The organism is Mycobacterium sp. (genome assembly GCF_965229105.1).
Classification (GTDB): Bacteria; Actinomycetota; Actinomycetes; order Mycobacteriales; family Mycobacteriaceae; genus Mycobacterium.
The window spans coordinates 3956662-3974808 of sequence record NZ_OZ245858.1 but is presented as its reverse complement, the minus strand read 5'-3'; the positions used below and the strand labels follow the sequence as shown (position 1 = coordinate 3974808).

Genomic DNA, 18147 nt, shown 5'->3' with positions numbered 1-18147 from the left:
TTAGAGACTCCAGGCCAGCCTGAACTTCGCCGCCAACTCCTCCGGCGACAACTCCCCGTACTGTGCCATCTCGTAGCGGCGCACCAACACCAGCATGGTCATGGCGGGCTCGCCAAGGATGCGCCGCAGCAGCGCCGAATCATCCAGTGCAGCAATGCAGTCGGCTTGTGAGTCCGGTAGGTGCATCGCACCCTCGACCGTCGCCGGGTCGACGGCGATTTCGGCGGGCAACGTCGCCTCGCGGTCGATCCCGTCCAGCGCCAGGCCGAGGATGGCCGCCGACGCGAAATACGGGTTGGCCGACGGGTCGACGATCTTCACCTCGACGTTGGCCCCGTACGGATTGGCAGGGCCGCCGACCAGGAAGCGCACCGCCGCTTCCCGGTTCTCCGTACCCCAGCACGCCCACGCGCCGGCCCAATGTCCGGGCTGCATCCGCAGCCCGGACAGGATCGACCCGGACAGGATGCCCTGAGCAGCGGGCAGACCCGCCAACACTCCGGCAATCGCATGCTCACCATCCGGGGTCAGCCCGTGCGGACCGTCGCCACCGGAGAACACCGGCACTCCCCCGCGAGCCAACGAGAAGTGCTGGTGTGCACCGGATCCGACGCTGCCGTAGAACGGCACCGGGGACAGGCTGACCCGAAAGCCGTACCGGCGCGCGACTCGGCTGATGATGATCCGGGTCAGCACCAGCTGATCGGCGGCGGCCACCGGGGTTTGGGGTGCCAGCGAGATCTCGAACTGGTTGAGACCGTATTCGGGGTGCAGTTGCTCGATGACGACGCCGGCCGCGGCGGCCGCCTCCAGCACGTCGCGCACGAAGCCCTCATGTTCGAGCAAACCCGCCAATCCGTACTGCGCCCACAGATTCGAGGGCAGCGCGCTCCCGTCGGGCCCGACCAGGACGAATTCCATCTCGTGCCCGACCAGTGCGGCCAGCCCGTGCGCGGCCAGTTCGCCCTCGATCCTGGCCAGGGTTCCTCGACTGCACATCGGCACCGGGGTCCCGTCCTGACAGAAGAACTCCCCTGGCGCCCAAGCCAATCCGTCGCCGATCAACCTCAGCGCCGATAGGTCGATCCGGATCCGCTCGTCACCGACCACGCCGACACCGTCGGTCATCGCGATTCCGGTCTGGTCGATGGTGAAGCCGTGCCAGACCGGGCTGGCTCCCAGACCCGGGTCGGCGAAGGCGTCTACCCGCGCGGCGGGAACGGTCTTGGCGTGGGTCAACCCGGCCGGGTTGACCACGGTCCCGATCACCGCGACGACGCCGTTGGCCTCGAGCTCGGCAGAGGTGGCTGTCATGTCGCCATCTTGCCTGGGACTGAGGCCGCGTGCGGGTTAAGTGCGTGCTGGAATGGTCAGCTTGCAGGTCTGTCCGAGGTCGAGGGTGCGCAGCACCCGGCCCATCCCGACCCACAACGCACACGACAACGCCAGGTCAGCCAGGAGCTCATCGGAGAACTGTGCGTTCGCGCGTTCCCAGAACTCCTCGTCATCGCGCAGTTTGGTGTGTTCGGTGCCGAACCGGTGGGCGAATTCGGCCGCGGTGCGTTCCTGCTCGGTGTAGCCGGGCCAGGTCCGCCACTCCAGCGCGTGGTCATACAACTCTTCGTCCACCCCGGCGGCGGGGGCGTCCTCGTCGCGGGTGTTGACGCAGACCGCGCATTCGTTGTCGTGGGCGATCACCATGCGGGCCAGCTCGCGGACCCGCATCGGCAGCCGGTTCTTGTTGTAGACGGCATGGCTGAATCCGCCCATCGCAGTACCGATATCCGGCGACTTCACAAACCAGCCCGCCAGGTCGTCGTCTTGGAAATCTCCGATTCGGCTCATGGCGCGATGCTACGCCCGGGCGGGCCGAATTGGAACACGTTCTAGTTTGTCGGGGCGATCGCGGCGCGCCGGTCGTCGTCCTCGTTCCAGCTGCGTTGCACCAGCACCCGTTGTGCGACGCGATCGAGGGCGGCCTCGACCTCTACCAGGTCCAGCCGGGATTCGAATTCGCTGGACCGCCCGAGCTGCTGCATGATCCGCGCGACGATCAGCGAGCGGACGAAATCGACCTGCCGCAAACCGCGGCCGGTGGGCCAGTACTCGGTTCCCGTGCGGAACGCGTAACCGGTGTCGACCAGCCGGGCGAACGAGGGTTCCAGGACCTCGGCCGGCACCCGGATGCGCTCGGCGATATCTTCGATCCGCGCCGAGCCCGTGGACTGGACATACCGGTTGATCTGCATCAGCGCCCACAGGCGCGCGATATCGAGTTCGCAGCCCGGGTACTTCACGAAGCTGCGCAGCCGGATATCGGGATCATCGCGGAACATCCGGCCGATCATCATCTCCAGAATCTTCTGCGGGGACTCCGTTGTGTGCATGCCGAACGCTTCGCCGAGATCCATTCCGACGTTGTCCATGTCCTTGTCGATTTCCTGCAACGGAACTTCCTTGAGGAACAACGCCACGATGAATCCGATGACCGCAACGGGCACGGCGCACATGAAGACCATCCCGAGCGCATCGGCATAGGCGGTGACGATGGGCGCGGCCATCTCGGCGGACAGCCGATGCAGCGCCGCCGGGGATTCCGCCGATTCCGGTGGCGCCCCACTGGCGGCCAGCGCAGGCCCGATGCGGTCGGACAGAAAGTTTGTGAACAGTGAGCCGAAGATGGCCGCGCCGAAGGAACTACCGATGGTCCGGAAGAACGTCACCCCGGAGGTGGCCACCCCCAGATCTTCGAACCGGGCGGTGTTCTGCACGATCAGCGTCAGCACCTGCATGCTCAGCCCGATCCCGCTGCCGAGCACGAACAGGTAGACCGACTGCAGCCAGGTCGGCGTGCTGGCGTCCATCTGCGAGAGCAGGACGAACGCCACCGCCATGATCGCGGTCCCGGCCACCGGGAAGATCTTGTAGCGACCGGTGCGACCGACCAGGATGCCGCTGCCGGTAGAGGTGATCAGCAGCCCGGCGACCATCGGTAGCGTGCGCAGGCCGGATTCAGTGGCCGAGACCCCGTCGACGAACTGCATGAAGGTGGGCAGGAAGGTCAGCGCACCTAACATCGCGAACCCGACGATGAAGCCGAGCACGCAGCACACGGCGAAAACCGGATTGCGGAACAGCCGCATCGGCAGGATGGGTTGGGCAGCCTTGGACTCCACCCAGATGAACAGGCCGATCGACACCAACGACAGCGCGAAAAGGCCGATGATCACCGGCGACGACCAGGCGTATTCGCCGCCACCCCAGCTGGTCGCCAGGGTCAACCCGGATGCGCCGAGCCCGACGAACAGGATGCCCCGGTAATCGATCACCGGTTTGGCCGAGCTCTTGGCGAGCGCCGGAATGGCCACCGCGCTGACCAGCAGCACGATCACCGCGACGGGGACGTTGATCCAGAACGCCCAGCGCCAGGTCAGGTGGTCGGTGAAGAACCCACCCAAGAGCGGGCCGATCACCGTGGTGACACCGAACACCGCGCCGAGTGCGCCCTGGTATCGACCACGCTCGCGCAGCGGGATGACCTCGCCGATCACCGCGGTCGCGGTCACCATGATGGCGCCACCGCCGATGCCCTGTACTGCCCTGGCCGCGACCAGCATCGTCATGGACTCGGCCAATCCGCACAGCACCGAACCGGCCATGAAGAACAGCACCGCGACCTGGAAGATGACTTTCCGGCCGAACAGATCACCCAGCTTGCCCACGACGGCCGTCACGATGGTCGAGGCCAGCAGATAACTGGTGACCACCCAGGATTGATGGCCCGCGCCGCCGAGATCGGCGACGACGGTGGGCAGTGCGGTGGCGACGATGGTCTGGTCGAGCGCGGACAGCAGGATGCCGAGCAGCAGCGCGGTGAAGATCAGGTTCCGCCGTTGCGGCGTGATCAGCGCGCTACTGGACTCGGGGTCCGCGGTCTGCGCAGTGGCAGTCGGCTGGCTCATAACGTGCCTATCGTCGCGGATACCCCATTTTGTTAGCTAAACTAGGAAAACTTTCTTCGACTGACCCAGCGTCAGCGTGCGGGCCGCGTGGTACTGCTCCATCACCGCCGGGGTGGGGTCTGCGGTGAAGGTGTCGGCACCCTCCAACTCCCAGGTCGGCGGCGCGTCGCCCTGTGTCAGGGTCCATGCGGCCTGGCGGGCGGCGCCCCGCGCGACGTACTCCCCCGGTGTGGGCACGTCGACGGGTCTACCCAGTACGGCCGGGGCGATAACGCGCACAGCAGGAGAATGCGCGCCGCCGCCGACCAGCAACACCCGGTCGACGTTCACGCCCTGTTCGGCGATCGCGTCCAGGCAATACGCCATCGAGCACAGCAGACCTTCGACGGCGGCCCTGGCGACGTTCGCCGGCGTCAGGTTCGACGTCGTCGTGCCCTGCAACGCGCCGCGGGCCTCGGGCAGATTAGGTGAGCGTTCACCGTCGAAGTACGGCACCCACACCAACCCCTCGGCCCCGGCGGGCGCCGAGAGTGCCAGTTCGGCGAACCGGCCCAGATCAACTCCGAGCATGCCTGCCACCGCGGCCAGTACCGGCGCACCGTTGAGCGTGCACACCAGCGGCAACTGACGTCCGGTGGCATCGGCGAATCCGGCGACAATGCCGTCCGCATCGTGTGGTGCGGCCTCACCGACCGCGCTGACGACACCTGAGGTGCCCAGCGACATCACGCAATCGCCGGAGGCAGCGCCCAATCCCAGCGCAGCTGAGGCATTGTCACCGGCACCGGGTCCGAGCACCGCGCGGGCACCGGAGAGCTGCCCCGCCACGTCGCTGGGTCCCAAGACGACGGGTAGGTGGGGTCGGCGTCCCCGCATCGCCAGGGTCAGCAGATCGTCGCGGTACCGGCTCACCCCGGCCGAGTAGTAGCCGGTGCCGCTGGCATCGCTGCGGTCGGTGCTCAGCGCCTTGAGGTCACCGGATCCGGCCAATCGCCACGTCAGCCAGTCGTGCGGCAGGCAGACCGCGGCGGTCCGGTCGGCATTATCGGGTTCGTGGTCCACCAGCCAGCGCAGCTTGGTTGCCGTGATCGATGCAACCGGTACGACGCCGATCTCCTTGGCCCACTGCGCGGGTCCACCGAGGTCGTCGATCAGTTCCTGTGCGGCACCGGCTGAGCGGGTGTCATTCCACAACAATGCCTTTCGGACGACACCACCGGTCTCGTCCAGGCACACCATGCCGTGCTGCTGGGCTCCCACCGACACCGCGGCGACGTCGTCGAGACCGCCGACGCCGTCGATGGCGGCCTGCAACGCCACCCACCACGCCTGCGGATCAACCTCGGTGCCACCGGGATGCGGGGCCGACGCCGAGCGCACCACAGCGCCCGTATCGGCATCGCAGACCATCACCTTGCAGGACTGAGTTGACGAGTCGATACCCGCGACGAGAGTCACGGTGCCGAGGTTACTGCCTGACGCTGTGTTGCTAGCCGCCGCCGCCAGAACCGCCACCCGGTGGGCGGGATACGCACTGTGCCGAGTAGAGCTCGACGCCGAGGGTGTCCATCAATTGCAGCTGCGTCTCGAGGTAGTCGATATGACCTTCCTCGTCCTTGAGGATTGCTTCGAGGATGTTGGCGCTGGTGGCATCGCCCTTTTCGCGGCACATCATGATGCCGGGCCGGAGCCGTTCCAACACTTCGTATTCGATGGCCAAATCGGCTTCGAATTGTTCGCGGATGGTCTGGCCGACACGCAGCGAGAAGAGCCGCTGGTAGTTGGGCAGGCCGTCGAGCAGCAGGATGCGGTCGGTGATCCATTCCGCATGGTGCATTTCCTCGAACGATTCCTTGCGGGTGTGCTCGGCAAGTTCGGTGAAGCCCCAGTTGTCCTGCATTTTGGAGTGCAGGAAGTACTGGTTGATGGCGGTGAGCTCGCTCGTCAGCTGCTCGTTGAGCAGCTTGAGAACATCTGGATCGCCTAGCATCGGGGTCTCCTCGAAATGTCGTGGCGCGCGGGGCTGTGCGCAATCCGCTTCAGATACGAACCTAGCCCAGTATCAGTGGCATGGCACGCAGAAATGCCGCGGTAAATGCTCGCTACCAGCGCGTTTACGGTAGGCACACCTAACCAAGGGCCCCCTAACATTTTCGGCGGACTTAGGTTAGACTCCACTAATTATGTACGTCTGCCTGTGCACCGGAGCGACCAGTCACGTGGTGGTTGATGCGGTGGCCAACGGCGCATGCACCTCGAAAGAGGTCGCCGCGGCGTGCGGTGCAGGCACCGATTGCGGCCGCTGCAGACATACCGTTCGATCGATCATCGAGTCCTACTTCCACGCGAAGACCCCTGCTGCCGTTGGCTAGCCCGGTGGGTTAGCTGGCTTTACCTTTGTTGAATTCAGCCAGCGCGTCGGCGTTCGCCGCAGTGCCCATCAATTCAGCAAAACACGCGTTCTCGCGCTCGCGTGCGGCATCGATTCCCGGCAGCACCGGAGCGGCCATCGTGCTCTTGACTGCCATCAGAGATGAGATCGGCCGCGAGGCCAGCACCTCGGCATGCTTGCGGGCCTGCGCCAGCAGATCGTCTGGTTCGCACACTTTCCACACCAAACCCATGCGCAGGGCCTCGTCGGCGTCCACCCATTCCGAGGACATCAGCAGCCATGCCGCGTTCTGTCGGCCGATCAGTTTCGGGAGCAGATACGACGACGCCGCCTCCGGTGCCACGCCCAGGCTGGTGAATGGACACTTCAGCCGCGCGGTGGTCGCCATGAAGGAAAGATCGGCGAAGCCGAGAATCGTTGTGCCGATTCCGATTCCGACACCGTTGACGGCGCAGATCAACGGTTTCGGGAAAGCGCTCAGAGCATCGATGAGCCCCATGAAGCCGTACTCACCCGGCGTGAAACCCGGGTCGGTGATCCTGGCCTGCATCTCGGCCAGGTCGGTACCGGCGCTGAACGCGCGTCCGGTGCCGGTGATCATCACCACCGCCACCTCGGGATCGTCGGCGGCCGCTCGCAGCGCGATGGTGGTCGCGTCGTACAGCGCTTCGTTGAAGGCATTGAGGGCACCCGGACGGTTCAAGGTGAGCGTACGCACCCGGTTCTCGTCGGCGATGTCGAGAGTCACCCCGCCACCCTATGAACACTTATCCGTTGCTGTACACCCGGGTCGGTGTAACGAACACCAGCGTGCGGCGCTGAGTGGCCATCACCCGGTCGTACTCGGCCCAATCATCATGTGTGCCACCGGCTGCGGCGAATACCTCACGCAGCAGCAGCCGAAGCTGATCGGCGTCGGCCAGCCAGTCGGCCGGGTCGTCGGGACCGGCGAGTTCGGCCGGACCCTCCACGGTGGCCCACTGCCAACCATTGCGGAAGGTGGCGGCCAGGTTGGGCCGGGCCCGTAGGTTCGCCAACTTGACCTTGCCGTAGGTGATGAACGCCAGCACCTGCTCGCCCGTCGCGGGGTGGGCCACCACCCCCGCGTTGACCAGCGATGCCTGCACGCTGCCGTCGGCCCGCACCGTGGAGACAACCACGAGACCGCTCTCGTCCCGCGCCAACGCGAAAGCGTCATTCAGCGTCGTCATGACGCGAACGGTGTACGCAGGACGTAGCGACTGGTCGGCACGGTATCCACATTTTCATTCGCACCGAACGCCGCGGTGCTGGCCACCATCCGGCCGATCCGGTCGCTGAGGTCGGCATCATCGGACGCGCCGAAAAACGCCTTGATGTCGGTGACCGATTCAGCCGGGAACAATTCTTCGACGATCGCCGCAATGGTCGGCGCGCCGGAGGTCAGCGGCCGCACGACCTCGTTCTGAAAGTAACCGAAGGTCGCCTGGGTTTCGATGGCCACCGATGTGTGATCGAGCTGCCAACGAGCCCGCCAGGTCTCCTCGGTCAACGTATCGGGTCGGCGCAACAGCGCGATATTGGCCAATCCTGTTGTCCGCTCGCCCGGCTCGGTCCGCGGCGGATCCAGCGGGACAGATTCGGTGACCAGATAGCCGAAGACGTCATCGCATTCCTTCTCCAGGATGGCGATGGCCGCCGCCACCTGGTCGCCGTAGTACTGATGTGTCCACAGGCTGACGAAGCCACTGACGGGTGGGTCCAGCGTGGTCAGCGTCATCAGCGAATCGCGGACCGCATCGTCTTTGACGTTCAGCGTCAGTCCCGGCAGGTCGAGGTCGAGCAATTCCGCAGCGACGGGGCCACGCAGCCGGGCACACCACTCTTGTTGTGCGGATGCGTCGGTACGAAGAGCGAGGATGACTTTCTCCATGTCGGAGAACCTACTCCGGGCCTGGACGCGCAATAATCGACCCATGATTCGGGGCCGCTCTTATGGGGACGGCGTCGTTGGGGGTGGCGTTTGGGGGGCCGCCGGCCTACGGCCGTCGTGGCCCTACATCGGTGAGGTGGCCCGCAGTCTGCTTGGCGTGGTGGTCGCGGTCGCGGTCGCCCTGCACTGGGGGTCAAGCGCTGCCGCAATCGCCGCGGGCGGTAGCGCGGCCATCGCAGGTGCGACCGCGCTTCAGGATGGGCCCCGTGGCCGGATCCACCTCGTGATAGCGGTATCGCTGGGGATGGGTGCGGCGGTGTTCGTCGGTGCGCTCAGCTCACCGCACAGTGTGATTTTCGTTGTGGTGGTAGCCATTTGGTGCTTTGGCGCTGGCATGGTGTGGGCGTTGGGCGCGAATGCCGGCCTGGTGGCCGCCGCAGCCACCGCCCTGCTGGTCACGTCGTCGGCCCTACCGCAGACGCTCACCGAGGTGGTGATCGCTGCCCTACTCGCAGTGGCCGGTGGGCTGATCCAGGCGGTATTGGTCGCCGCCTGGCCGCGGCAACGCTGGCAGATTCAACGGCTGGCGCTGGCGAACGCGTACCGGTCGGTGGCCAGGCATGCGCGACTGCTCGCCACCGAATCCACCGATGACACCGGCACGGTGGTGTCCTTCGACCCGACCCCGCTGATCGCGCTGCGCGAAGCGTTCACCCTCTCCGAAAGTCAGGCCCGTCGCCGCCCGCCTGCCTTCCGCGGGCTCTACGGGTTGCCCGAACGGATCGCCATGACTCTGGCCGCCCTTGGCCCGACGGCGGCCACACCGGAGGTCGCGGCGGTTCTGTCCGCGGCTGCCGACGTACTCGACGGTGTCGCTGGACCGACCCGCCGGGCGGCGCACGATGCCACCCTGGCCGCCCTGGGGCGGGTCGACGACGCCGTCGCTGCGCTGCCCAGGCCCGCCGCGGTATCTGGACAGCGACTGCGGACCCAACTCTGGGAAGCCGCCACACTGCATTTCACCGGGGCGGTTGCCCCCGCGGGCACCGTGCAACAGTTGCGCAGACCACCCCGCTCGGAGGCCGTGGCGGCCGCGAAGGGGGCGTTGAGCGAGAACCTGTCCGCGGATTCGCCGGTGCTGCGGCATGCGATCCGGCTGACCGCCGCCGCTGCGATCGGCACCGCGCTGGCTCGGGCGACGGGGATGCCGCACGGCTACTGGATTGCACTGACCGTGGTGATGGTGCTCCGTCCCGAGACTGCCCACACCTACACCCGGTGCATCACCAGGATTGCCGGAAACGCGGTCGGGATCACCGTCGCGACGGCAGTGACGGTGCTCGTGCATCCGTCGGGTCTGGTGTCCGCGGTGCTCGCCGTCGCCTTTATCGGCGTCGGGTACGCAGTTTCCGGTATCGGCTACGCGGCGTTGACTGCCGCACTGGCAGCGGCCATCGTGTTCCTACTCGATATCTCCGGCGCAGCCGACGCCGCCACAATCCAGGAGCGGCTGATGGCCACTATCATCGGCGGAGCGCTGGCCGTAGGCGGTCACGTGGTGCTACCTGATCGCGCCCTGATCCGGCTGCGGCAACGCGCCGGCGAACTCCTCAAGGACGAAATCGATTACGCCGCAACGGTCTTACGCGCATTCGTACATCCGATCGAGGATCTTGATGCGACGTTGACCACCGCCTGGCAGCGGGCGTCGCGGGCGCGGTCGGCATTCGAGGCGGCGCGTGGCAGCGTTCGTGTCGAGGCACCTGCGGTCCGGCGGTGGCTGACGTCGTATCGGGGCGCGCTCAACACGGTCACCGGCGCGTGCGCGACGTTGGAGTCTCACCTGCCGACCCCGGACGTCGGGCTGGATCGCCGATTCGTAGTGGCCGTCGACGATTACGTGGATTCATTGCGAGGGGACCTGCCGTCGGCCGGCCAGCCATGGACCGTCGATACCGCCCACCTGAGCGAGGCCGATCAGCAGTTACGGGACGCATCGACGCTACTGACGGTCGATAACGCCGGTCAACGCGTATTGCTTGCCGAGGTCGCTACCATCACCCGAGCTCTGTTGTCGATCACACCACCAGTCGCCCATCTCTAGAAAGAGGGATCATGGCAACCGATAAGCACATTGCGCGAGAACAGCTTCCGATACCGGAGCCCAAGCACGTCGGGCTCACGACGTACGACGCGAAGGATCCTGACACCAGCTATCCGCCGATCACCATGCTGCGGCCACCCAAGGGTGCCCCGAACGTGCTGATCGTCTTGATCGATGACGTCGGCTTCGGAGCCGCATCGGCGTTCGGCGGTCCGTGCCAGACACCGGTGATCGAGCGTCTGGCCGCGAATGGCCTGAAGCTCAACCGTTTTCACACCACGGCACTATGTTCCCCCACCCGTCAGGCGCTCCTGACCGGCCGCAACCACCACTCGGTGGGCATGGGGGCAATCACCGAGATGGCCACCTCAGCGCCGGGTAACAGCAGCATCCGGCCCAAGGAGAAGGCGCCCGTCGCCGAGACCCTGCGACTCAACGGCTATTCCACCGCGCAATTCGGCAAGTGCCACGAGGTGCCGCTGTGGGAGGTGTCCCCGGTCGGGCCGTTCCACCAGTGGCCGACGGGTTCGGGTTTCGAGTATTTCTACGGGTTTGTCGGCGGTGAGGCCAATCAGTATTACCCCGGCCTCTATGAGGGCACCACGGCGGTCGAACCGCCGAAGTCACCGCAGGACGGCTACACCCTGACCGAAGATCTGGCCGATCGCGCCATTACCTGGGTACGTCAGCAGAAGGCGTTGATGCCCGATAAGCCGTTCTTCATGTACTGGGCGCCTGGTGCCACGCATGCCCCGCACCATGTGCCCAAGGACTGGTCGGACAAGTACCGCGGAAAGTTCGACGAAGGCTGGGATGTGTTGCGGGAGAACACCATCGCGGCACAGAAGAAGCTGGGGGTGATCCCGCAGGATGCCGAGCTGACCCGTCGACACGATGAGATACCGGCGTGGGATGACATGCCCGATGAACTCAAACCCGTCTTGGCCCGGCAGATGGAGATCTACGCCGGTTTCCTTGAGCAGACCGATCACGAAATCGGTCGGCTGGTGGACGCCATCGGTGACCTCGGCGTGCTGGACGACACCTTGATCTACGTCATCATCGGCGACAACGGGGCGTCCGCGGAGGGCACACCAAACGGCTGCTTCAACGAGATGGCCGTGCTCAACGGGATGCCCGGTATCGAGACTACCGAGTTTCTGCTGTCCAAGATCGACGATTTCGGCACCCCCGAGGCCTACAACCACTATGCGGTGGGCTGGGCGCACGGACTGTGCGCGCCGTATCAATGGACCAAACAAGTCGCCTCGCATTGGGGCGGCACCCGCAACGGTACCGTCGTGCATTGGCCGAATGGGTTGGCAGACAAGGGCGGTGTGCGTAACCAGTTCCATCACGTGATCGACGTCGTACCCACGATCTTGGCCGCCGCCGGCCTACCCGCACCGACGATGGTCAACGGCATCACCCAGGCACCGCTGGAAGGCGTCAGCATGCTCGACACGCTGCGCGACGCGGCGGCACCGGAAACCCACGTGGTGCAGTACTTCGAGATGATGGGCAATCGCGGCATCTATCACAATGGCTGGACGGCCTCGACCAAGCACCGAACCCCGTGGACGGTCGAGACCCCGCCCGCCTTCGATGACGATGTCTGGGAGCTGTACGGTCCCGACGACTGGACTCAGGCCCACGATCTCTCGGCCGAGCGGCCCGAGAAACTCGCCGAGCTGCAGCGGCTTTGGCTCATCGAGGCGGTCAAGTACAACGTCGTCCCGATCGACGATCGGGGGTTCGAGCGGATCAATCCCGATATCGCCGGGCGCCCTCAACTGATCACGGGCAACAGCCAGTTGCTGTTCTCGGGTATGCGGGTGGCCGAAGGCTGTGTGATCTCGGTGAAGAACAAATCCCACTCGGTGACCGCCAATACCGACGTGCCGGCCTCCGGGGCCACCGGTGTGATCGCCACCCAGGGGGGCAATGCGGGCGGCTGGACGCTGTACGCGTGTGACGGCAAGCTCAAATACTGCTTCAACTTCTTCGGTATCGAGCATTACATGATCACCGCCGAATCCCCCATCCCGGCCGGGAAGCATCAGGTCCGCATGGAATTCGTCTACGACGGAGGCGGATTGGGTAAGGGCGGCGACGTCACGTTGTACTACGACGGCGAGGCGGTCGGCACCGGCCGCGTCGAGCGGACCATTCCGATGGGCTATTCGGCCGACGAGGCCTGCGACGTCGGCGCCGACACCGGCTCACCGGCATCCCCCGATTACGGGCCCACCGGCAACAAGTTCTCCGGCACCATCGAATGGGTGCAGATCGATATCGGTGACGACAGCCACGACCACCTGATCACCGCGGAAGACAGGTTCAATATCGCGATGGCTCATCAGTGACCGGTGCGGGCCCGACCAGAAGTTGGGTCACCACCGGCGCCATCCACCTCGCGAGTTCGTCATGGCTGATCTCCGCGACGGCCGGATTGCGGATGACGTACCTCGTGGTCGCCAGGCCGATCACATAGGCGCCGAACAGGCCGGCGCGCTGCGCGTGATTATCCGGGGTGATGGCCGTCAATGCGGGCGCGACCTGGGTGGCGAACACGCGTCGCATCGTGTCGACGGCGATCGGACTGGTCATCGCGGCACGCAACAGGGCCACGAACGTGCTGTCGTCCTCCCATACCGCGAAAAACCGGGGTAACAGAACTTCGGCGAGGCGGTCTGGCTCCACATCGGTCAGGTCTGGCAGATCGAGGGTGAACTCGGCGGCGGCGGCAAACAAGTCCTGTTTACTGCCGAAATACCGGATGACCAGGGCGGCGTCGACTCCGACGTCACCCGCCACGGCACGCAGCGTGGTGCGCTCGTATCCCTCTTCGCCGAACCGCTTCCTGGCCGCGGCCAGGATGTCGGCGCGGGTGCCTTCCGCGTTGCGGGCCCGGGTGGTCGCCATCAGGTCACCGTACTCATCACGCCGCAACCCCTACAATTGTCGACAATGTCTGCGCCCAAGGAGCACGAACTTCCCGCAACGCTCGTCGAGCTCGCCGAGAATCGGCTACGTGACGCGATTTTGAGCGGTTCGCTGGAGCCCGGCGAGAAGATCGTCGAGGAGCAGTTGTGCGCTGATTTCGGCATCAGCAGGGCCCCGCTGCGCGAAGCGCTGCGGTTGCTCGCCCAGCAGGGCCTCGTCGAACATCTGCCCCGGCGCGGGTCTCGGGTCAGCGACTGGTCCCCCGAGGACATCCGGCAGCTGTTCGAGCTGCGCGGGGTGCTGGAACGCCATGCCATCGAATCCGCGCTCCCGCTGCCCGATCCGATCAACGGCCTGGCCCCGGTGCGCGATGCGTTATGCCAGATGCGTTCGGCGGTAACCGAATTGGAACGCGATGACGCCCACCGTGCGTTCCATGCCGCAGTGGTGGGATTGGCCGATAACCGCCAACTCAACATTGCGCTGGAACCCATCCTGCTCAAACTGCAGCTACCGATGGCCGTCAATCTACGTGAAGAGGCGCGCCACCAGCACGGTAGTGACGGTATCGAACGTCATCAGTCGATCCTGACCGCCCTTGAGGCCAACGACTCGGCGGTGGTGCTGGCCGCCATGCACGACCACGGCCACCTCACCTATCTGACGCTCTGACGGCTGCTAACACAATCGACACACAGCCGACCCGTAAGCGCCATCATTCTGTCGACAATCGACAACTATGGCTTACACAGCAGGCCCGTCGATCGGTCCCTCAGTCGCGGAGATTCTGGAATCGCACGCCAGTGGATCGGGTTCGCCCACCAAAACCGCAGCGCGGGTAGCCGACGCGATCGCCGCTCGCGGTGACGACGGAACATGGTTGTCGACGGTTCCGCGCGATGAGCTGCTGGCCGCGGCCAAGGCCATCGAGAACCGGCCTGGGGCACGGGCGCTGGCGCTCTACGGAGTGCCGTTCGGCGTCAAGGACAGTATCGACGTGGCAGGGGTGCCGACCACGCTGTCCTGCCCGGACTACTCCTATGTGGCCACCAGTACCGCCCCATGCGTCCAGCGACTCCTCGACGCCGGTGCACTCTATGTCGGCAAGACCAACCTCGATCAGTTCGCCACCGGACTGAACGGCACGAGGACCCCGTACACGGTGCCGCGCAGCGTGTACGGGGGTGAGATGATCTCCGGCGGTTCAAGTTCCGGGTCGGCACTGGCGGTGGCGCTGGGTCAGGTGCCGTTCGCCGTGGCCACCGATACCGCTGGTTCTGGCCGGGTGCCCGCCGCACTCAACGGTGTCATCGGCTTCAAACCGTCGCGTGGCCTGATCAGCACCGTCGGGCTGGTACCGGCGTGCAAATCGTTGGACTGCATCACGATGATGGCCGGCTCGGTCGACGATGTCGACCGCGTCTTCGACGTCATGGCCGGCCGCGATGACGATGACGCATGGTCGCGCGACCGCGGTCCCCGCTACGGCGGCTCTGCCATCAGGGTCGGGCTGCCGCCCGTGTCGGAGCTGGAGTTCTTCGGCGATAAGGAGATCGAACGCGCCCATCTGGCGTTTCGCGACCGGTTGTCCGCACAGGTGAACACTGTCGAGGTCTCGCTGGCACCGTTCCTGGCCGCCGGGGAATTGCTCTATCAGGGGCCATGGGTCGCCGAGCGCCTGGTCGTCTTCGGTGATTTCCTTGCCTCCCATCCCGATTCGATCCATCCCGTGGTTCGCGACATTCTGCGCAGTGGCGAGAAGTACACCGCCGTCGATGCGTTCGCGGCGCTACAGCGACTGCAGGAACTCAAGGCCGAGGTGGGTCGGCTGTGGCAGCAGATGGACGTGATGGTGGTGCCGACCATCGGGACCACATTCACCGTCGAGGAGGTGCAGGCCCGCCCCATCGACTGCAACACGATGCTCGGTCACTACACGCATTTCGGAAACCTGTTGGATCTACTCGGCGTCGCGGTGCCACTCGGGACCGCCGCCGATGGCCGACCGCACAGTGCGACGTTACTCGGCGCGGCCTGCAGCGATGACATCGTCCTGCAGTTCGCCGCGCATGTGCTTGACGAGCCCCGCGAAACCCGTCCCACCGCAACGAATGTCCCCGCCATGTCAGAGGAGCGCCTGTGAGTGAAACCGTAGAAGTCCTGGCCGACCCGTCGCCGTTCCCGCTGATCGCCGGAAAAACCGCGCTGATCATCATCGATATGCAGCGAGACTTCCTGCTGCCCGGCGGTTTCGGCGAAAGCCTCGGCAATGACGTAGGGCAGTTGCTCCAGGTGATACCGCCGCTGCAGTCACTGATCGAAGCGGCCAGGGCGGCAGGCATTCTGGTGATCCACACCAGGGAGGGCCACGAACCCGATCTCTCGGACTGTCCGCCGGCCAAGCTGAGCCGTGGTGCGCCGTCGAAGCGGATCGGTGACCCGGGCAAGTACGGCCGCATCCTGATTCGTGGTGAGTACGGCCACGATATCGTCGACGAGCTGGCCCCCATCGACGGTGAGATCGTCATCGACAAGCCGGGCAAAGGCGCGTTCTATGCGACCGACTTACAAGACATCCTGGTCGAGGCCGGTATCACCCAGCTGCTGATGACCGGAGTGACCACCGAGGTCTGCGTTCACACCACCACCAGGGAAGCCAATGACCGCGGCTACGAGTGCCTGGTGGTATCCGACTGTGTCGGTTCGTATTTCCCCGATTTCCAGAAAATCGGACTGGAGATGATCGCCGCCCAGGGCGGCATCTTCGGCTGGGTCGCGGATAGCGCGACCGTCATCCCCGCGCTGAATGCCCTAGGAGAATAACGATGAGCAGCACCGACGTCACCGAACCACCCGCCGATCCCCCGGTATCCGACGAGCCGCCGTCAGCGGTGAACGTGCCGTGGTGGACCCGCGGCGATACCAATGCCTTCTTCGGGCTTGGCTTCAACATCCTGGTCAATGTGCTGACCCTGACCGGTCTGATGATCGGGGTCATCAAGGTGCCCGCCGGCGACGTGCTCGGCACCGTGCTACCCGCGCTCGGGGTGGCGCTGATCCTGGGCAACCTGTACTACACCTTCCTCGCCCGGCGGCTGGCCAAGAAGGAAAACCGTTCCGACGTCACGGCATTGCCGTACGGACCCAGTGTGCCGCACATGTTCATCGTGGTCTTCGTGGTGATGCTGCCGGTGTACCTCAACACCAAGGACGCCATGGTGGCCTGGGAATCGGGTCTGGCGTGGGCGTTCATGATCGGCATCATCGTGATGATCGGCGCCTTCGTCGGGCCGTATATCCGCAAGCTCACCCCGCGAGCGGCGATGCTCGGCACATTGGCCGGCATCTCCATCACCTTCATCTCGATGCGGCCCGCCGCGCAGATGTGGGAGGCGGCCTGGATCGGCCTGCCCGTGATGGCGATCATCCTGATCGGCTTCTTCACGAATATGAAGCTGCCCTTCGGGATTCCCGTCGGACTGGCCGCCCTGCTGGTCGGTACCGCCATCGGCTGGATCGGTGGCTACATGTCCGCACCCGATGTCAGCCAGGCTGTCTCCGACATCGCGATCGGCATCCCCGATCTGCGTGTCGACATGCTGTTCTCCGGGTTGTCGCATCTGGCCCCGCTGCTCGGCACCGCAATTCCGTTGGGTGTCTACAACTTCACCGAGGCGATGAGCAACGTCGAAAGTGCAGCCGCGGCCGGGGATAACTACAACCTGCGCAGCGTGCTGCTCGCCGACGGTGCGGGTGCCGTGATCGGTTCGGCATTCGGATCCCCGTTCCCGCCCGCGGTCTACATCGGCCACCCGGGCTGGAAGGACGCCGGTGGGCGCGCCGGTTACTCGTTGGCCAGCGGGGTTGTCATTGGAATCCTGTGTTTCCTCGGCCTTTTCGGTGTGCTCGATGCCCTGCTGCCGGTGCCGGCGATCGTGCCGATCCTGCTGTACATCGGCCTGCTGATCGGCGCCCAGGCGTTCCAGGCGGTTCCCCGCCTGCACGCCGTGGCGGTCGTCGCGGCGATCCTGCCGAACCTCGCCCAGTGGGCCAGCGGGTTGATCGACAACGCGCTCAATGCGGCGGGGACGTCGGCCACCGAGGTCGGGATGGACAAACTCAACGGGGCCGGCGTGGTCTACGAGGGCCTGCAGACCCTCGGCGAGGGCGCCGTCCTGGTCGGCCTGATTCTCGGCACCATGGTGACCTTCATCCTGGAGAAGAAGTTCATCAACGCCGCGATTGCGTCGGTGGTCGGTGCCGCGCTGTCCTTCATCGGGCTGATCCACGCTCCGCAGGTGGCGTGGGCGGCCAACCCGCAGGTCGCGCTGGGCTATCTGTTCTTCGGCCTGGTCTGTGCGGCGTTCTACTTCCTCCCCGGAGCCAAGGACCCGGTCGAGATCGACGAGGCCGATATCGTCGCCGGGCATTAGACCTGGCTCAGTCGGGAACGAACGCCACGTCCGTTCCTTCGGCGAGGACGACGTACATCCGGCGCCAGGGGTCGCTGCCTTGCAGCTGCCACTGGTGACCGGAGCCGGCGGTGTCCTCGGCCAGCAGCACATCGCCGGGATGCAGGGTGAAGCGTTCACCATCGCGGGTGATGAAAGCCAATGTGCCGGAGAGGGTTACAACGAGTTGGCGCACCGGAGCGGTATGCCACGCAAGTGCACCGCCACCGGCGGTCTCCTCAACGGTGACATGCGTGGCGGGCATCGTCGACGACACCAGGTCGGCATTGCGCCCTGAGCTCATGTCGAGCCGACCGATTTGCACATGGGAACCGTCGTCCTGACCGGTCCACAGACGGACGCAGCGAATCATGCGGCCG

General features: G+C 65.5%; 17 protein-coding genes. 7 read left to right on the top strand and 10 right to left on the bottom strand.

The features are described 5' to 3' along the window. From ADBZ9O_RS18455 to bfr, 5 genes are read right to left on the bottom strand one after another with little or no spacing between them, the layout of a single operon-like run. Nucleotides 1–1314 carry a type I glutamate--ammonia ligase gene (locus ADBZ9O_RS18455; protein ID WP_526524352.1) on the bottom strand — a complete coding sequence of 438 codons (1314 nt, stop codon included), beginning with the start codon at nt 1312–1314 and terminating at the stop codon, nt 1–3. 36 nt (nt 1315–1350) lie between these two features. Continuing rightward, nucleotides 1351–1845: a carboxymuconolactone decarboxylase family protein gene (locus ADBZ9O_RS18450; RefSeq protein WP_526524350.1), complete on the bottom strand. Its 495-nt coding sequence runs from the start codon at nt 1843–1845 to the stop codon at nt 1351–1353. A gap of 41 nt (nt 1846–1886) precedes the next feature. Then, on the bottom strand, nt 1887–3962 hold the full coding sequence (locus ADBZ9O_RS18445) for an MDR family MFS transporter (RefSeq protein ID WP_526524348.1): 2076 nt from the start codon (nt 3960–3962) through the stop codon (nt 1887–1889). Nucleotides 3963–3998: 36 nt separating this feature from the next. After that, on the bottom strand, nt 3999–5420 hold the full coding sequence (locus ADBZ9O_RS18440; protein WP_526524346.1) for a xylulokinase: 1422 nt from the start codon (nt 5418–5420) through the stop codon (nt 3999–4001). Between the two features lie 31 nt (nt 5421–5451). Then, entirely contained in the window at nt 5452–5952 is a 501-nt protein-coding gene (gene bfr / locus ADBZ9O_RS18435; protein ID WP_526524344.1) for a bacterioferritin, read from the bottom strand. A gap of 193 nt (nt 5953–6145) precedes the next feature. Between bfr and ADBZ9O_RS18430 the strand changes: the two genes are divergently transcribed. Next, entirely contained in the window at nt 6146–6334 is a 189-nt protein-coding gene (locus ADBZ9O_RS18430; RefSeq protein WP_526524342.1) for a (2Fe-2S)-binding protein, read from the top strand. 9 nt (nt 6335–6343) lie between these two features. Here the strand turns inward: ADBZ9O_RS18430 and ADBZ9O_RS18425 are convergent, their stop codons facing one another. The 3 genes from ADBZ9O_RS18425 to ADBZ9O_RS18415 are packed head-to-tail and all read right to left on the bottom strand — an operon-like array spanning nt 6344 to nt 8266. Further along, nucleotides 6344–7102, bottom strand: coding sequence for an enoyl-CoA hydratase/isomerase family protein (locus tag ADBZ9O_RS18425; RefSeq protein WP_526524340.1), 759 nt, complete (start codon nt 7100–7102; stop codon nt 6344–6346). Between the two features lie 19 nt (nt 7103–7121). Continuing rightward, nucleotides 7122–7565: a TIGR03618 family F420-dependent PPOX class oxidoreductase gene (locus ADBZ9O_RS18420; RefSeq protein WP_526524338.1), complete on the bottom strand. Its 444-nt coding sequence runs from the start codon at nt 7563–7565 to the stop codon at nt 7122–7124. Beyond that, nucleotides 7562–8266: an EthD domain-containing protein gene (locus ADBZ9O_RS18415; RefSeq protein ID WP_526524336.1), complete on the bottom strand. Its 705-nt coding sequence runs from the start codon at nt 8264–8266 to the stop codon at nt 7562–7564. The genes ADBZ9O_RS18420 and ADBZ9O_RS18415 overlap by 4 nt, the downstream gene beginning before the upstream one ends. Before the next feature lie 136 nt (nt 8267–8402). Between ADBZ9O_RS18415 and ADBZ9O_RS18410 the strand changes: the two genes are divergently transcribed. Beyond that, complete coding sequence (locus tag ADBZ9O_RS18410) at nt 8403–10370, top strand: FUSC family protein (RefSeq protein WP_526524334.1); 1968 nt, start codon at nt 8403–8405, stop codon at nt 10368–10370. Between the two features lie 11 nt (nt 10371–10381). Beyond that, entirely contained in the window at nt 10382–12736 is a 2355-nt protein-coding gene (locus ADBZ9O_RS18405; RefSeq protein ID WP_526524332.1) for an arylsulfatase, read from the top strand. Here ADBZ9O_RS18405 and ADBZ9O_RS18400 read toward each other — a convergent pair. Continuing rightward, the gene (locus ADBZ9O_RS18400) at nt 12711–13295 is read right to left on the bottom strand and encodes a TetR/AcrR family transcriptional regulator (RefSeq protein WP_526524330.1); all 585 of its coding nucleotides are present in this window, start codon (nt 13293–13295) and stop codon (nt 12711–12713) included. The genes ADBZ9O_RS18405 and ADBZ9O_RS18400 overlap by 26 nt on opposite strands. 45 nt (nt 13296–13340) lie before the next feature. Between ADBZ9O_RS18400 and ADBZ9O_RS18395 the strand changes: the two genes are divergently transcribed. The 4 genes from ADBZ9O_RS18395 (at nt 13341) to ADBZ9O_RS18380 (ending at nt 17749) form a co-directional block, all read left to right on the top strand. Beyond that, a complete protein-coding gene (locus tag ADBZ9O_RS18395; protein ID WP_526524328.1) occupies nt 13341–13988 on the top strand; it encodes a GntR family transcriptional regulator in 648 nt (215 codons plus the stop codon). A 67-nt stretch (nt 13989–14055) separates the two neighbouring features. After that, on the top strand, nt 14056–15459 hold the full coding sequence (locus ADBZ9O_RS18390) for an allophanate hydrolase (protein ID WP_526524326.1): 1404 nt from the start codon (nt 14056–14058) through the stop codon (nt 15457–15459). Continuing rightward, nucleotides 15456–16139 carry a cysteine hydrolase family protein gene (locus ADBZ9O_RS18385; RefSeq protein ID WP_526524324.1) on the top strand — a complete coding sequence of 228 codons (684 nt, stop codon included), beginning with the start codon at nt 15456–15458 and terminating at the stop codon, nt 16137–16139. The genes ADBZ9O_RS18390 and ADBZ9O_RS18385 overlap by 4 nt, the downstream gene beginning before the upstream one ends. 2 nt (nt 16140–16141) lie before the next feature. Further along, a complete protein-coding gene (locus ADBZ9O_RS18380; protein ID WP_526524322.1) occupies nt 16142–17749 on the top strand; it encodes a regulator in 1608 nt (535 codons plus the stop codon). 7 nt (nt 17750–17756) lie between these two features. Here the strand turns inward: ADBZ9O_RS18380 and ADBZ9O_RS18375 are convergent, their stop codons facing one another. Further along, nucleotides 17757–18140 carry a cupin domain-containing protein gene (locus tag ADBZ9O_RS18375; protein WP_526524320.1) on the bottom strand — a complete coding sequence of 128 codons (384 nt, stop codon included), beginning with the start codon at nt 18138–18140 and terminating at the stop codon, nt 17757–17759. Between the last annotated feature and the right edge of the window lie 7 nt (nt 18141–18147).

Excerpts from the sequence above, each read along its gene's own strand:
- ADBZ9O_RS18455 (WP_526524352.1), bottom strand. The coding sequence starts at position 1,314 with ATGACAGCCACCTCTGCCGAGCTCGAGGCCAACGGCGTCGTCGCGGTG.
- ADBZ9O_RS18380 (WP_526524322.1), top strand. The coding sequence starts at position 16,142 with ATGAGCAGCACCGACGTCACCGAACCACCCGCCGATCCCCCGGTATCC.
- ADBZ9O_RS18430 (WP_526524342.1), top strand. The coding sequence starts at position 6,146 with ATGTACGTCTGCCTGTGCACCGGAGCGACCAGTCACGTGGTGGTTGAT.
- ADBZ9O_RS18400 (WP_526524330.1), bottom strand. The coding sequence starts at position 13,295 with ATGGCGACCACCCGGGCCCGCAACGCGGAAGGCACCCGCGCCGACATC.
- ADBZ9O_RS18415 (WP_526524336.1), bottom strand. The coding sequence starts at position 8,266 with ATGGAGAAAGTCATCCTCGCTCTTCGTACCGACGCATCCGCACAACAA.
- ADBZ9O_RS18405 (WP_526524332.1), top strand. The coding sequence starts at position 10,382 with ATGGCAACCGATAAGCACATTGCGCGAGAACAGCTTCCGATACCGGAG.
- ADBZ9O_RS18375 (WP_526524320.1), bottom strand. The coding sequence starts at position 18,140 with ATGATTCGCTGCGTCCGTCTGTGGACCGGTCAGGACGACGGTTCCCAT.
- ADBZ9O_RS18390 (WP_526524326.1), top strand. The coding sequence starts at position 14,056 with ATGGCTTACACAGCAGGCCCGTCGATCGGTCCCTCAGTCGCGGAGATT.
- bfr (WP_526524344.1), bottom strand. The coding sequence starts at position 5,952 with ATGCTAGGCGATCCAGATGTTCTCAAGCTGCTCAACGAGCAGCTGACG.
- ADBZ9O_RS18445 (WP_526524348.1), bottom strand. The coding sequence starts at position 3,962 with ATGAGCCAGCCGACTGCCACTGCGCAGACCGCGGACCCCGAGTCCAGT.
- ADBZ9O_RS18450 (WP_526524350.1), bottom strand. The coding sequence starts at position 1,845 with ATGAGCCGAATCGGAGATTTCCAAGACGACGACCTGGCGGGCTGGTTT.
- ADBZ9O_RS18420 (WP_526524338.1), bottom strand. The coding sequence starts at position 7,565 with ATGACGACGCTGAATGACGCTTTCGCGTTGGCGCGGGACGAGAGCGGT.
- ADBZ9O_RS18395 (WP_526524328.1), top strand. The coding sequence starts at position 13,341 with ATGTCTGCGCCCAAGGAGCACGAACTTCCCGCAACGCTCGTCGAGCTC.